Raw genomic sequence first — 15,132 nt, 5'->3', positions numbered from 1 at the left:
TCTAAATATACCGCTATTCCACCACAATTTCGTCGATAGAAAACCAGGTTTTTTCGCCCGCATTTGGGTGTTCAGGCGGGCAAATTCCCGCATTTTTCGCCTGAATTCGTACATAACGGGCTCGGGCTGTTTTGAAGTCCGCAACAACGGGTAAAATAGCCCAGGGGCCGTTTAGTTCATACACTACGGGCTGTGCAATGGCCTCTTTAAAGTCGCTGCCATCCTTCGACAAGGCAATTTCCACCGACTTTGGCGGGAAACCTTTCTCCAGAATGACCTTAAGGAAGTTCAAGGATACTTTGGTCACGCTCGTCACACTACCGAGATCGAGGGTAACGTCCATGTCGTTGCCGTACACGTTTACCCATTCCTGCCGACTCCGGGGGGTATCGCCCCGAACGCCATCTGTTAACTTCGCTGATTTTGGGTCACTGTACTTGTCCAGCGGTGTGCCATATGTGTAAGGTTTGTTCTTCCCTTTGTGCAACACAAACGTTTGGGTAAGCTGCCCGCCGGTTGGCTGCCCCCCAGTCCATGTCTTAGCCCGTATAGTCGTTGTCTTTGTTAGTGTAATGGGGCCAATGTATTCGGGACTTTGCTCATTCGGTTCTTTTCCATTGGTCGTATAAAGGATTCGGCTATCGCTGTCCAGCTTCTTCAAAACGACCTGAATCTGCCCCTGATCACCGGCTTGTGTACTGGCCGTAATGTCGAACAGGCGTTTGGCATAGTTCACGTTTTTGAGCCGGGGCAGGTGATTTTTGAGCCGCTGGCTAAAATCCTCAAAATTATGCGTGCCCGCTTGCATCCAGCCGATCTCGGCTAAGGCGATAGCTCTCGGAAACGCCATATACTCGACAGATTCCGCTGTGGGCATGTATTCGGTCCAGATGTTCCCCTGTACACCCAGCACGTATTTCTGCTCGGCAGTCGCCAGTTCGGTAGGCATGGGCTCATAGCCGTAAACTTTGTCGAGGGGGAGATAGCCACCAATGGCGAGCGGCTCGGTGGCCGGATTGCCCTGATACTGATCGAGGTAGCAGGTGCCGCCGGGTGTCATGATCACATTGTGCTTTTGTTTGGCAGCGGCAATACCGCCTTCGGTACCGCGCCAGCTCATGACCGTAGCGTTGGGAGCCAGACCGCCTTCAAGAATTTCATCCCAGCCGATGATGGAGCGGCCTTTGCTGTTCAGGAATTTTTCAATACGCCTGATAAAATAACTCTGGAGTTCATGCTCATCCTTCAGATTGTTCTTTTTCATCAGCTCTTGGCAGAAGGCACTTTGTTTCCAGGCTGTTTTAGGGCATTCATCGCCCCCAATGTGAATATATTTTCCCGGAAACAAGGCGATCACTTCCGTCAATACGTCCTGCAGAAACGTAAACGTTTTCTCCGAGGGGCAGTAAACGTCTTCCGAAACACCCCATTTTGTGAATACCTGATAGCCTTTGGCGGGGTCGCAGCCCAGTTCGGGGTATGCGGCCAGGGCGGCCTGTGCGTGACCGGGCATTTCAATTTCCGGGATAATTGTCACAAACCGGCTTTGGGCATACCGCACCACATCTTTTATTTCTTCTTGGGTATAAAAGCCCGAAATAGGTTTGCCGTCAAACTGCTGGGGGTAATTCTGATAATACTGGCCCACGATGGATTCAGCTCGTTTACTACCGATCTGGGTTAATTTAGGGTATTTCTTTATTTCGATTCGCCAGCCCTGGTCTTCGGTCAGATGCCAGTGAAAGGTGTTCTGTTTGTGCATCGCCATTAGGTCGATGAACTTTTTGACGAACGCAACCGGCATAAAATGACGCCCTACATCGAGCATTAGGCCCCGGTAGCCAAATCGTGGTTTGTCCGTAATGGCGCAGGCGGGCAGCGCGGCAGTGGCCGAGGCACCGGGAGGTATCAATTGACGAATCGTTTGGGCCGCATAAAATAACCCCTTGGGTGTCGAGGCTTCGGCCTGAACACGGGTAGGGGTAACGGTCAGTTTATAGCCCTCGTCGCCTACAGCCAGTTTTTTGTTCAGAGTAAAGAAAACATTCGCGCCTTTGGTGAGCGCCGGACTGGCCGACGCTACGGTGAGGGTAATACCAGTAGAGGCTTTGACCTGACCGGCAAATGTCTGGGCAACCGCCTTTACCGTTGGGTCTGATACGACGATTCGGGTTGTTGCCGAGAGGGGAAACTGGCCGTTTTGCCCCAAGAACCGGGCAGGAAAGGGAATAAGGTTGTATTCGTTTTCAGATTGGGCAAAGACAGTACTGGACAGGAGAAGCAGAAAAAGCAAATGTTTCATGCGGGGGTAAAAGCAACTGTGCTATGGTTTAGCTGGCAAAATAGCAATGATTTTGCGGAAAGGGGTTAAAAAACAAAAACCTTCCGTTAGGGAAGGTTTTTGGTACCGTCTGTTAAATCGGGAGCGGCTTATTTTTTCGTTACCGCCTTTTTCGCCGTTGCTGCCGGTTTTTTGGTCGCGGTGGCCGTTGCTTTGGGTTTTGCTGCTGCCTTCGTGGCTGTTGCTTTCGTTGCAGCAGCCTTCTTGGCCGGGGCTTTGGCGGCTGGTTCATCACCACCCAGTTTCAGGCAATCCTCCAGGGTTAGCGAAGCGGGGTCCACGTCTTTCGGGATTTTAACGTTTCGTTTGCCGATGGCCAGATAGGGGCCGTATTGTCCGTTAATGACCTTCACGGCCGGATTCTCCGGAAATTCCTTAATGTATTTATTCGCTTCCACAACGCGCTTGGCCTGGATCAGTTCAATGGCCCGTTCCAGCGTAAGGCCGGCGAGGGATTCGTTGCGCGGTAGCGAAATATATTTGTCTTCAAACTTGACATAAGGACCAAACCGTCCTTTTCCCGTCGATACCATCTTGCCTTCAAATTCGCCCAGAGCTTCACTAACGGCTTCGGCCCGTTTTTGCTGAATGAGCTGAACAGCCCGGCTTTCGTCAATTGTGTAAGGGTCGTCTTCTTTGGTGAGCGACACGTATTTATCGTCGTGCTTCACATACGGCCCGAATTTTCCGATTCCGATGGTCATCGGTTTATCTTCGAAGAAGCCAACTTCGCGCGGCAGCGAGAACAGATCGAGGGCCTCCTGCAAGGTAATCGTTTCGATTAATTGACCATCTCGCAGGTTGGCGTACTGGGGCTTCTCGTCGTCGGTCGATTCTCCGATTTGAGCATAGGCACCGTATTTACCCAGTCGGGCTGATATTTTCTTGCCCGAACGGGGGTCGATGCCCAGGTCGCGGGCACCGGTTTTAAAGGCGACCACCGATGAGCCCTGAATATCTTCAATGTTTTTATGGAAATCGCCGTAGAAATCCTGAAGCATCGTTTGCCAGTTCATCCGGCCATCGGCAATCTCATCAAATTCCTTCTCAACAGAAGCCGTGAATTTGTAATCCACGATGTCGGGGAAGTATTCGACCAGGAAGTCGTTTACAACAATGCCGGTATTAGTCGGGAATAGCTTGGCTTTTTCGGAGCCGTAGGTTTCCTTCCCGCTGGTTTCGCTGATCTGATTCTGTTGCAGCGTGTATTCAGTATATTTCCGCTCCTGGCCGGGCTTGTCCTGTTTGGTGACGTATCCCCGGTTGACGATGGTCGAAATGGTCGGTGCGTAGGTTGAAGGACGACCGATGCCCATTTCTTCGAGTTTCTTTACCAAGGATGCTTCGGCGTAACGAGGCTGCGGACGGGTGAATTTTTCCGTCGCTTTCATTTGACCCAGATTGAGTCCCTGGCCGATATTCAGCGGAGGCAGCATGCCTTTGGCGTCTTCGTCGTCCTCATCATCTTTCGATTCAAGATAAACGCGCAGGAAGCCGTCAAACTTGATAACCTCGCCCTGCGCTACCAGTTCGTTGGGGAATGACCGGTTCTCGCTTTTCGGCGTTTCGACAAACGGGCTATCGTCTACGTTCGTTTGAAAGGTGGTAGTAGCGCCATTGGCGAAGCGTATGCCAATCGTTACGGTGGTCCGTTCGAGTTGCGCATCGGCCATTTGGGAAGCTATGGCCCGTTTCCAGATCAGTTCATACAAACGCTTTTGGTCGCGGTCGCCCCCGGCACTGCGGTCGTTGAAATTTGTTGGACGGATGGCTTCGTGGGCTTCCTGTGCCGATTCGTTCTTGGTTTTGAACTGTCGGGTCTGGATGTATTTTTCGCCAAACTCAGTACCGATTTCCGCTACGGCCTTATCGATGGCTTCCTGCGAGAGATTGGTTGAGTCGGTACGCATGTACGAAATCTTACCGGCTTCGTACAAATTCTGCGCAATTCGCATGGTACGATCGACCGAGTAACTCAGTTTACGCGACGATTCCTGTTGTAGGGTAGAGGTCGTGAACGGCGGAGCGGGTGATTTTTTGGCGGGGCGTGTTTCCAGGTTTTTGATGGTGAACGTTGCCCCAACGCAGGCTTCCAGAAAAGACCGGGCTTCAGCCGCTATAGCGAAGTTTTTGGGCAGTTCGGCGTTCAGTACTTTATTGCCGTCGACAATAAACTGCGCCGTCACTTTAAACGACGATTTAGCCGAGTGCTTGTCGATCTCCCGTTCGCGTTCGACCACGAGCCGCAACGCAACGGACTGCACCCGACCAGCCGACAGACCCGTACTTCCGCCTTTAATCTTCCGCCACAGAACCGGCGAAAGCTCGTAGCCAACCAGACGGTCAAGTACCCGGCGGGCCTGCTGGGCGTTCACTAAATCAACATCAATGGTGCGGGGCGATTTGATGGCATTCAATATCGCATTTTTGGTGATTTCGCGGAAGACGATCCGTTTGGTGTTATCGCGGAGACCCAGTGCTTCTTTTAGATGCCACGAAATAGCTTCCCCTTCGCGGTCATCGTCCGTTGCCAGCCATACTTCCTCTGCCGACTTGGCCAGTGATTTAAGTTCACTGACTAACTTCTTCTTGTCGGGCGAAATTTCGTAAGACGGCCGGAAGCCATTGGTGACGTCAACGGCTAACCCATCTTTGGGTAAATCGCGAACGTGACCAAAGCTGGACTTCACTGTAAAGTCTTTTCCAAGATAGCCTTCTATGGTTTTTGCCTTTGCCGGCGACTCCACAATGACTAAGTTTTTCGACATAATTAATGGTCAGGTTGATATTCTCTCCGCTCCTTTTCTCCCTCGAATCAGGTCAAATATAGACGCAAAAGCACTGACTTATGCAAGTCAGTATATATACGCCAAAACTAGGCAGGAGATTTTAGTGTCGCAGGAGGGGGTATACATGCTTAACAATACATATTCATTCACAGTTCGTATTTGTTGTATAAAATCCCTTTAAATGAACAGATAAGCCCCATTTTTCGGGATTTTGGTGGTGTAAATCCTGCTTGTTTGGACTCATATCGGGCAGCGTAGAACCCACATAAATATTTTTCCGGTTCGGTTTACTTTGGGTTCCTGATACCAACCCAGTTTCATGTATTTAGTGAGTCTGCCGAATAAACGGTTATCGAAACGTCAATAAATAGCCTGACTTGTACGCTTCGATACACAAGTAGAATTAACGGTCTGACACCCCCTAAATCGACAATGACCTCGCCCGGATGGACGAAGTCATTGTTGATCGAATTTGTTTACGCGAAATAAAGGATGTGCTTAGCGAACCCGGACAGCACCGCCTATTTCTCCATTTGGATACGTTGTTGACCGAATATTTAACTGATATAGCCCTCTGGATATGCTGTCAGCACGGCTTTGTGAAACAGAAACAGTGCCACTTATGGGCGACGTCAGCGTTACGGCTGTACCGCTGCCTGGTGTTGTGGATGTGCCGCTTCCCGGTATTGTACTGGTGCCGCTGCCTGGGCTCGTCGTTGTTGACGGGAAGACACCCGCCAGTAAAATGCTGTTACTATACGCTGATGTGCCGGTGGTAGCGGAGGTCGAAGTCCCCACAGGATCAAGTGTAATGGCTGTGGCCGTAATACCTGAGTAATTCACTGTGTAACTCAATACCCTGGAACATTTACGGGTAGCCTGATGAGGTTCCCTGATTCAGGCTACCCGTAAATGTTCCAGCTCCTGTTGTGGTCGTCGATCCACCAGACGCGCCATTAAGCGTTGCTGTTAACTGAACCGGACTGTTGGCTGCGGTCGTTGGGTTTTCGTCGTCGTCTTTACAGGCGTACCCCAATACGCCAAGGCAATGACTGTTGCCCCAATAAGTGCTTTTCTCATACCGTTGATTGATTAAATGAATAAAATCTACAGGTTATATATGATAATTATTGGCTGCCTAAGGCCAACCAATTACTGTTTGCTCGTAACGAAGAGGTATTTGTGAGGAAATGGGATAAAAGCTAATCGTTTTGAAAGAGTATTGAAGAAAGTGTTCGGCTACACCGTTCAACGGATAAAAGGGCAGGGTAGCCATCTCATGGAACTCATATATGACAAATGAAGGCCTGACACCCTTCAATGCTATGGTCACCGCGATCTTAATCCACGCTTAGGGGAATAAATCGTAAACTTGATCAAGAGAATGGGTGTGTTAATTAGCTATAGATCAAGCCAATAGAAAATAGTTGAAAAAACTTTGCGATTCGTTAAAGTAAAAGGCTAGACTTGTCCGTCATCCTTACCAAAGGCCTTAAAGGAAGTTATTGAACGAAAAAATCGGCCGTCATTTTCGTCGCTAGCCTCTTCCTGATAAATCGGGCTTTTTGTACACAACTAATAATAAACGACATGAACATCATTTGGCGAATCGCTGGCTTGGCGCTGGCGGCCGGTCTGGTACTCTTTCTGGTATCACTCCTGTTAAAAGTACTCCTGGTGGCGCTGGGAATTGCTCTGCTAGGGCGGGTTGTAGGGAGCCGTCTGGCAGGTGGCCGGGCTTTTGGACGCGTTAAGCACGGTGGCTGGCAGTCATCGAACATTATATCCATCGACAATCCAGCTTATCGGATGCCGATAAATCAGGCAAGTTATGCCCGAGTTATCCCCATCAACTAAGCACATGAAGAACACAAATCAAGTACAGAATTGGTAAACACAAGACTAAAAACAAGAACCATGTATAACAGACAGGCATATCAATCAGAACATAAAGGCGGATGCGGACAAATGGGCCGCGGTGGATTTGGCGGCAAGTGGGGCCGTGGTAAATTCGGTGGGTTCTGGGCCCGGCAAGCCGGTAGCTTCTTTCAGCCACCTGTAAACATTCAGGAAACCGATGCCGAGTATATCATCTCGCTATTTGCGGCTGGCTTGGCCAAAGAAAACGTAAAGCTTTCTGTGAAAGACGACGTACTGACCATTTCATACGAAGGGGACGATGCATCGGCAACGAATGAATCAGGTACAACGGGTAACTACACCTACCAGGAGCATGGTAACCGTCCATTCGAACGCTCGTTCCAACTGAATGACAAAGTCATTACCGAAAATATATCGGCCAGTTATGCCGATGGTATTCTAAAGGTGATTTTGCCCAAGAATCCGGCGACTAATAAACCGGCTCAAACGATCAGCGTAGGCTAAATTTAATGACGAGTACAGTGAAAAAGCCTCTGCTGATTACGGCAGAGGCTTTTTTATTGGGTTCGATTAGTCAAGAGATTACTATTTTTTTCGGACCTCACCCCGTATTTCGCCACCTTTATAAGCGGCTGTGTGCAGGTTGGCGTAGTACTGGCCAGCCAGCAGACTATCAACCTGCGTTTGGCGCAGTGGAGCTGTAGTGGCAATGATTGGAGAGGTCAGGCTTGGAAAGGGTATATCAACCGGGCCGGTACCGTCTGCGTTTACAATCTTGTGCAGGTGCCCACCCGTTGGATTCAGCCCCTGGTATGTGACCGTGTAGCTAAGAACCCGGCTCACTGTATTCAGCTTCCCGGTAAAGTTTCCCGTTGCGGTCGATGGAACAGGATTAGGTTTTTCGCCGGCACCCGTCAATGTTGCCGAAAGTTGAGTGATTGTTGAGGTAACCGTTGGGTTCTCATCATCAAGGCATGAGGAAAGGGTTACCCCCAGCGCCAGGAACGTGGCTACCGAAAATAGTACAGATTTTTTGTTCATAGCAGTTCAGCGTCTATGGCTTAATACGTATAGCAGGATTTGTTGGAATAGATACCGTATTGACCTGATTTGACTGCCAAGATAAGCTGATTATCTATTTGATTCTGCATTTTGGGTACAAAATACACCGAATTGATCGTTTGAGGGGCTTCTTTTCGGTTGTTTACAATCCATTCCAGCTAATATTTCCAAAACGATTCAGAATCTTCTAATTTTGAGCCGCTAACCAGAATCCATTTTTTGGATTTGTTGGTTCTCTTATAAAGAGCATCTCTTTTAGTAACCTATTTTATTATTCCCTTTTTGCTATGGCTTTTGATTTAGACATGATTCAGCGCGTTTACGCTAACCTCGGCGAACGCGTCGAAGCCGCCCGGAAGGCAGTGGGCAAACCGCTGACCCTGTCGGAGAAGATTTTGTATAGTCACCTCTTTGCGGGTACTCCCACACAAGCCCTTGAGCGGGGGAAGGATTATGTAGATTTTGCACCCGACCGTGTGGCTATGCAGGATGCAACGGCCCAAATGGCGTTGCTGCAATTTATGCAGGCCGGTCGTCCAAAAGTAGCTGTTCCGTCAACCGTTCACTGCGACCACCTGATTCAGGCCGAAGTAGGGGCAGTAAAGGACTTGGACATTGCCAAAAATAAAAATAAAGAAGTATATGACTTCCTCGCTTCGGTTTCGGACAAGTATGGTATTGGCTTCTGGAAACCAGGTGGTGGAATTATTCACCAGGTTGTCCTGGAAAACTACGCCTTCCCCGGCGGTATGATGATCGGTACCGATTCGCACACGCCAATGGCGGGTGGATTGGGTATGATCGCTATCGGTGTGGGTGGTGCCGATGCCTGTGACGTGATGGCGGGCCTGGCCTGGGAATTAAAAATGCCAAAACTGATCGGGGTTAAACTGACGGGCAAACTAAGTGGCTGGTCGTCGGCGAAAGACGTTATCTTGCGGGTAGCTGGTATCCTGACCGTAAAAGGCGGAACAGGCTGCATCGTTGAATATTTTGGCGAAGGTGCTGAAACGCTGTCGGCTGCGGGTAAAGGAACCATCTGTAACATGGGCGCTGAGATTGGAGCAACTACCTCGATCTTTGCGTATGATGAAAAGATGGGCGACTACCTGCGCGCAACCAGCCGGGCCGATATTGCTGATGCGGCTTCTGCCGTTAAAGCCGATCTCCGGGCTGACGATGAAGTATATGCTGATCCGGCATCGTACTACGATCAATTAATTGAAATCAACCTGTCGGAGCTGGAACCCCATATCAATGGTCCGTTCACGCCTGATCTGGCCTGGCCGCTGTCGAACTTCGCCAAAGCGGTGAAAGAAAACAACTGGCCTGCCAAACTGGAAGTGGGCCTGATTGGTTCCTGCACCAACTCCAGCTACGAAGACATGACCCGTTCGGCTTCCGTAGCGGCTCAGGCAACGGCTAAAAAGCTGAAAACCAAAGCTGAGTTTACCGTAACGCCGGGTTCTGAACTGGTTCGGTTTACGGCCGAGCGTGATGGACTATTGGATACATTCGAAGAAATCGGTGGGGTTGTACTAGCCAATGCCTGCGGTCCTTGCATCGGGCAGTGGGCACGTCATATGGATGACCCAAGCCGGCAAAACTCGATCATTACTTCTTTCAACCGGAACTTCGCCAAGCGGAACGACGGCAACGCCAGCACCCACGCCTTCGTGGCCTCGCCCGAAATCGTGACCGCCTTTGCCATCGCCGGTGATCTGACGTTCAACCCGATGACCGATACGCTGACCAATGAAGATGGCGAACAGGTAAAACTGGATGAGCCACAGGGTATAGAGCAGCCAATTAATGGCTATGCGGTTGATGACGCCGGTTATCAGGCTCCGGCCGAAGATGGTTCGGGTGTGCAGGTGCTCGTGAGCCCAACGTCGGACCGTCTGCAACTGCTGGCACCGTTTGCAGCCTGGGAGGGTACCGATCTGAAAGGGTTGAAACTGCTGATCAAGGCAAAAGGCAAGTGTACTACCGACCATATCTCGATGGCGGGTCCCTGGTTGAAATACCGTGGTCATCTGGATAATATTTCCAATAACATGCTGATTGGCGCGGTCAACTTCTACAATGAGAAGACCAACAGCGTAAAAAACCAGCTGACGGGTGAGTACGGCGAAGTACCGGCTGTTCAGCGGGCTTACAAAGCAGCTGGTATCGGTTCAATCGTGGTGGGTGATGAAAACTACGGTGAAGGTTCTTCCCGTGAGCACGCAGCCATGGAGCCTCGTTTCCTGGGTGTTCGGGCTATTCTGGTGCGGTCGTTTGCCCGTATCCACGAAACCAACTTGAAAAAGCAGGGAATGCTGGCCCTGACGTTCGCTAATCCTGCCGACTACGACAAGATTCAGGAAGATGATTCGATCGAAATCAATGGCTTAACGGAGTTTGCTCCGGGTCGCCCACTTGAGGTCGTACTGCATCATGCCGACGGTTCAACGGATGCTTTCCCGGTTAATCATACCTACAACGAAGGTCAGATTGAGTGGTTCAAGGCGGGTGCTGCCCTGAACATAATTCGGATGAAGCAGAACGCGTAGTTCATATGTATTATATTAAAATGAACAGGCCGATTGTCGCAAGACAATCGGCCTGTTCATTTTTGACGCAAGGCCAGCACCATGTGTCCGAAATAATTGGATAAGTTATCCTTTCATTTGGTACAGCGTACCGTTTCCAACTACATATAATTAGCACGCTTATACGTAGAACCGTTCATAGACACGCTCGTGTATCAATCGACTGTATCCAGCAAATTCCTGCTGGCTTACAATGGCTGGACTCGACATGAGGTGCATGGGAATTGGTGGATTGCCACGCTGATAGGGTGGCTGGGTGTAAGGAAACGGATTAAGCGAGAAACCTTGCCGTTCATAAAATTGAATTCGTCTACGGCTTAATTCATCAGTCGCGAGTTCAACTTCCAATAAGAAACAGGGGCTATCGAGTTGCCGTAAGTGCGTGAGCGCGCGTTGGCCTAACTGCCTGCTTCGCTGCTCCGGGTCGATGGCAAAATGTTCAACATATACTGCTTCCGGCCAGCGCCAGTAAATAATGAAACCAATAAGTCGCTCCTCGGCTATCAAGGCACACAGGTGCATATCAGGCTGGGGAAGCAGTTGTAACAGGTTATCAAATTCTCGGCGCTCTTCATCTGGGAATGAGCCTTCATACCAGATTTGAATGGGTGCCAGGAAAGGATGTGGGCCCGTAATTCTCTGAAAAAACATAAACAGGTTTGTCTTCCTGTGCCCCTAGCGCAGGGCTTCCATGGCTTTTTTCATGGCCGCAAACTGTCGTTTCTTCTGAAGGACGGCAGGGGCGGCAACCCGCTCACGGCAATCGAATATACCACAGCGTTCGCAGGCTTCGTTGACGATCCGTGTCGATACTTGACTGGCCGGGTTCGTGAGCGAGGAACCTGAAAGAAATTTCATCTTGCTGCGCAGGGCATCGTTGATGGCAAAACACATCGAAAGGCTAATATTCTGATGCCCGATGGCCTGAAAGGGATGTGCGACTGAGATGATCAGGTATTGCTGCTTCGAATCAAAATACTCCGAAATCTGCGCCCGGCAAAGAGTGCCGTCAAACCCTTTGTTCTGTTGCAGAAACTGGAGTTCCTGAAGGATAGTCCAGGCAATCCAGCGCCGACAGAAATGTTCGTCGACAATACCTCGTGGTCCCTGCTGGCGGGAAAGGTGCATCTCCTTAGTCAGCTGAAACGTGGTTTGACCCGGTGTATGATTGAACCGGTAGAAGAAAAGCTGGTCAATACCGAACTGGCTCGGGAGAATGGTGCTCAGCCGGTAAAAAAATTGCTCGGGGGTGGCACCAAACTCATTAATGAGTTGCAGGAAGTCGTCGTTGTTCCAGGTATCCCGGGCAAATAAGGCGCCCAGCTTTTCAGCCAGAACGGCGCGCCGGATCAAAATGGCCCCGGCGAAATAAGACGCTTTGTAGTTGTTCAGAATCTGCTCGAACGATTCCGCTTCGACCCAGGAATAACTGTAGGGCCGATTTTTTAACCCCATAAACTGAAACCCTACCTCCCGTGCCAGTATGAATAAGCGTTGTTCCGGCGTTAATCCAGCATTGAGGTGAAGCGTCTGTTGTTCAGGCCGATACACAGATCGAAGCGCTGTTATTTCCGGCTGCGTTAACGGGTCAAACTGTTCCATACGAACGTTGTATCGCGTTTTTAGCAGGTTTTTCAACAAAAGTTCAGTAACTGGCTGATTGGGGGCGGGGGCAAATTCAGTTAAAAAGCGATCGGCATCCGCTTCTATATCCGGGAAATAATTGTCGTGCATCTCCTGATAAGACCGCAGCATCGTGAGGTACAGCCGCTCAACACTCATGTTGTAGCTGAGGGCGATGTCCATAAACGTTCGAATCATGGCACTGACTTTGGCCGGAGCTTCGGCTAGTAGTTCAAGCAGATCCGAGGGGTCAATACCAAAGAGTTCGAGCGGTATTTCAGTCAGGAATTTAGACCGAAGCAGGTCTGAGATCGGCTCCAGTTTTTTACTTAGTTTGAGGGAAACAAGCGTATCATAATCCACCTGCATGGCGTTGGCCAGAGCTGATATCTTGTCTGCTTTTGGGTATTTACGCCCCTTTTCAATTTCCGTAACGTAGGAAACGGATAGACTTGCTTTTTGGGCCAATTCGCTGACAGATAGGCCTTTGTCGAGTCTAAGCTGGCGCAGTTTTAAGCCAAACAGCAGGCGGATATGATCGGCGGGGAGGTTCAATGGTACGTGTTTACTTAGTGAGAGGCATCCATAAAGAGGGGCCCTAAATTCCAACTTCGGCTAAGGTCGTACCGTAGCTGCCCATGTTCGACAACGAGTGGACTATCGACATTGTTGTGATACAGTTGCCCGGTGCCTAACCCCTGGGGCAGCAGGTGTTTAAACTGGGCTGTATATTGAGCCACCGCGTTCAAGCCGATATTCGACTCCAGAGCCGAGGTAAGCCACCAGCCAATGTTAAGTCGGTTGGCCAGTTCAATCCACTCATCGCAATGCCGCAGGCCACCCAGCAGGGTAGGCTTCAAGACAATGTATTGAGGCTGGATTTTTTTCAGTAACCTGAATTTATGAACGTACTCCATTTGTCCGATCAGCTCTTCATCCAGTGCGATGGGTAGGGGCGAATGCTTACACAGTTCAGCCAGCAGATCGGGCTGCCCTTTTCGAATGGGCTGCTCTATGGAATGGAGGTCAAAACCTGCGAGCCGTTCGAGCTTTTTCATCGCTTCCTCAGGCGTAAAGGCTCCGTTAGCATCGACCCGCAGGGTGATTTGGTCTGCGGGGAAACGCTCCCGAATCATCGCCAGTAGATCGCATTCCTGGTCGAAATCGATAGCTCCGATCTTTAGTTTTAGGGTGGTATAGCCCGCGAGCAGTTTTTCTTCGATCTGCTGGCGCATAAACGACTGGCTACCCATCCAGATGAGCCCGTTGATGGGTAGGCTGCGCTGGCCACTGATAAAGTCCGACGGGCGAATGATACGCTTACCACCCATTAGAAAGTCGAGCATAGCGGTTTCGAAACCAAACAAAATACTCGGGAACTGGGGGCTGATGACCTGGTTGAGAATGATCGGGACATTCCAACTGAACAGCTGAAGGTCCATCGCCGTAAATTCATCGCAATATTGACGGAGGCAATCTTCGAAATCCGGGCGGTCATCGTAACTGAGTCCTTTTAACGGACCACATTCGCCATACCCGATAACGGGCGGATTTTCATCGTCAGAAAGCCGGATTATATAAGACGTTTTTTCGGTGAGGGTGCCGCGTGACGTACCCGCTTCGAAGCGAAAATGCAACGTGTATTTCAGGTAGTCGGCTTTTAAACTCATTGTACTAAACGGTGAGGACGGGAGTTCCCAGTCCTAAAAGTACTAATTTTGACTGCTCAAGCTGGCAATATTACAAAATTATTAATGAAGCGGTTTATATATAAATGCCTACTCTTGCCATTCAGTGGACTTTATGGGCTAATAATGGACATGCGTAATTGGTTATTTAACAGCCAGTTATTAAAATCCTACCAATCTCCTATTTACACGATCAGTGTTGGTAATTTGACTGTTGGGGGTACAGGAAAGACACCTATGGTTGAATTTTTGATTAAACGGTCAATCGATCAGAGCTCCTATACGGCTGGCGCAACCGCAACGCTGAGCCGAGGTTATGGTCGGGAAACGACCGGCTTCCAGCTGGTTTCCGATTTGGACACTGCGTCAACTGTTGGCGACGAACCGCTTCAGATGTACCGCAAGTTTGGCGCTGATATCCGGGTAAGTGTTGGGGAGCGTCGGGCTCCCGCTTTACAGTCGTTGATGCACCTTTACCCCAACATTAAGGAAGTTTTACTGGATGATGCGTTTCAGCACCGGGCCGTTCAGCCGCACCTGTCTATTTTGTTGATGGATTACAACCGGCCATTTTATCAGGACTATCCGTTTCCTGCCGGGCGACTGCGGGAACGGCGGCATGGGGCCCGGCGGGCGGATGCAATTGTCGTGACCAAGTGCCCGAATTATCTGGCTGTTGCCGAACAGATGCAGATCACAGCAAAAATCCGTCCTTACACGAGTGCTGAAACGCCGGTTTTCTTTGCCGGACTGCACTATGGACAGCCCGTTTCCTTTGCTGCTCAAAAGGCCGGTGCAGACGATGTTCAACAAGTCGTTCTGGTGTCAGGACTGGCCAATCCGGGGCCGCTGGAACTGTACGTGCGCGAAGCCTTTACATTACGTCATCACATCCGATTTGCTGATCATCATGCCTACCAGCGCACCGACCTTAACGCTGTACTGGAAAAATTGCCCTCCGGGGCCGTGGTACTGACAACGGAGAAGGATTGGGTGAAACTGGATGCGTTATTAACGGCGGAGGAGCGGGATACACTACCTTTGTTTTATTTGCCCGTGGCCATGCAGCTCCTGGACAGTCACGAAGCGGCATTTAGCCGGTTTTTGACAACCGCCCGACTTAAAAATCGTTAAGAGGATGGGGCTAACTAGCG

Annotated in this window: 12 protein-coding genes; 5 read left to right on the top strand and 7 right to left on the bottom strand. The window is 50.1% G+C overall.

Features of this window, described 5'->3' with window-relative positions:
• Positions 1 to 13: 13 nt before the first annotated feature.
• Positions 14 to 2,302: a family 20 glycosylhydrolase gene (locus tag NT073_RS17810; RefSeq protein ID WP_297376034.1), complete on the bottom strand. Its 2,289-nt coding sequence runs from the start codon at positions 2,300 to 2,302 to the stop codon at positions 14 to 16.
• 128 nt (positions 2,303 to 2,430) lie between these two features.
• Positions 2,431 to 5,109 (bottom strand): type I DNA topoisomerase, encoded by a 2,679-nt coding sequence (topA, locus tag NT073_RS17805; RefSeq protein ID WP_297376032.1) that lies wholly within the window; start codon positions 5,107 to 5,109, stop codon positions 2,431 to 2,433.
• Between the two features lie 643 nt (positions 5,110 to 5,752).
• Between topA and NT073_RS17800 the strand changes: the two genes are divergently transcribed.
• On the top strand, positions 5,753 to 5,968 hold the full coding sequence (locus NT073_RS17800) for a hypothetical protein (protein ID WP_297376030.1): 216 nt from the start codon (positions 5,753 to 5,755) through the stop codon (positions 5,966 to 5,968).
• Between the two features lie 30 nt (positions 5,969 to 5,998).
• On the opposite strand, the gene NT073_RS17795 is transcribed toward NT073_RS17800, so the two are convergent.
• A complete protein-coding gene (locus NT073_RS17795) occupies positions 5,999 to 6,166 on the bottom strand; it encodes a hypothetical protein (RefSeq protein ID WP_297376027.1) in 168 nt (55 codons plus the stop codon).
• A gap of 554 nt (positions 6,167 to 6,720) precedes the next feature.
• On the opposite strand from NT073_RS17795, the gene NT073_RS17790 reads away from it, so the two are divergent.
• Both NT073_RS17790 and NT073_RS17785 read left to right on the top strand, forming a co-directional pair.
• Positions 6,721 to 6,987, top strand: a complete 267-nt coding sequence (locus NT073_RS17790; protein ID WP_297376024.1) for a hypothetical protein — start codon at positions 6,721 to 6,723, stop codon at positions 6,985 to 6,987.
• A 60-nt stretch (positions 6,988 to 7,047) separates the two neighbouring features.
• Positions 7,048 to 7,515 carry an Hsp20/alpha crystallin family protein gene (locus tag NT073_RS17785; RefSeq protein WP_297376023.1) on the top strand — a complete coding sequence of 156 codons (468 nt, stop codon included), beginning with the start codon at positions 7,048 to 7,050 and terminating at the stop codon, positions 7,513 to 7,515.
• Between the two features lie 81 nt (positions 7,516 to 7,596).
• Here the strand turns inward: NT073_RS17785 and NT073_RS17780 are convergent, their stop codons facing one another.
• On the bottom strand, positions 7,597 to 8,052 hold the full coding sequence (locus tag NT073_RS17780) for a CHRD domain-containing protein (protein ID WP_297376022.1): 456 nt from the start codon (positions 8,050 to 8,052) through the stop codon (positions 7,597 to 7,599).
• A gap of 308 nt (positions 8,053 to 8,360) precedes the next feature.
• Here NT073_RS17780 and NT073_RS17775 point away from each other — a divergent pair, with 308 nt between their 5' ends.
• Positions 8,361 to 10,628, top strand: coding sequence for an aconitate hydratase (locus NT073_RS17775; protein WP_297376021.1), 2,268 nt, complete (start codon positions 8,361 to 8,363; stop codon positions 10,626 to 10,628).
• A gap of 159 nt (positions 10,629 to 10,787) precedes the next feature.
• On the opposite strand, the gene NT073_RS17770 is transcribed toward NT073_RS17775, so the two are convergent.
• From NT073_RS17770 to NT073_RS17760, 3 genes are read right to left on the bottom strand one after another with little or no spacing between them, the layout of a single operon-like run.
• Complete coding sequence (locus NT073_RS17770; protein ID WP_297376020.1) at positions 10,788 to 11,318, bottom strand: GNAT family N-acetyltransferase; 531 nt, start codon at positions 11,316 to 11,318, stop codon at positions 10,788 to 10,790.
• A 24-nt stretch (positions 11,319 to 11,342) separates the two neighbouring features.
• Positions 11,343 to 12,845: a helix-turn-helix transcriptional regulator gene (locus tag NT073_RS17765; protein WP_297376018.1), complete on the bottom strand. Its 1,503-nt coding sequence runs from the start codon at positions 12,843 to 12,845 to the stop codon at positions 11,343 to 11,345.
• 14 nt (positions 12,846 to 12,859) lie between these two features.
• Entirely contained in the window at positions 12,860 to 13,960 is a 1,101-nt protein-coding gene (locus tag NT073_RS17760; RefSeq protein ID WP_297376016.1) for an o-succinylbenzoate synthase, read from the bottom strand.
• Positions 13,961 to 14,044: 84 nt separating this feature from the next.
• Here NT073_RS17760 and lpxK point away from each other — a divergent pair, with 84 nt between their 5' ends.
• Positions 14,045 to 15,112, top strand: coding sequence for a tetraacyldisaccharide 4'-kinase (gene lpxK, locus NT073_RS17755; RefSeq protein WP_297376013.1), 1,068 nt, complete (start codon positions 14,045 to 14,047; stop codon positions 15,110 to 15,112).
• Positions 15,113 to 15,132: the final 20 nt, after the last annotated feature.

Source organism: Spirosoma sp., assembly GCF_026391055.1.
Taxonomy (GTDB): Bacteria; Bacteroidota; Bacteroidia; order Cytophagales; family Spirosomataceae; genus Spirosoma.
The sequence above is the reverse complement of the archived record's forward strand: the minus strand, read 5'-3'. Positions and strand labels throughout refer to the sequence as shown.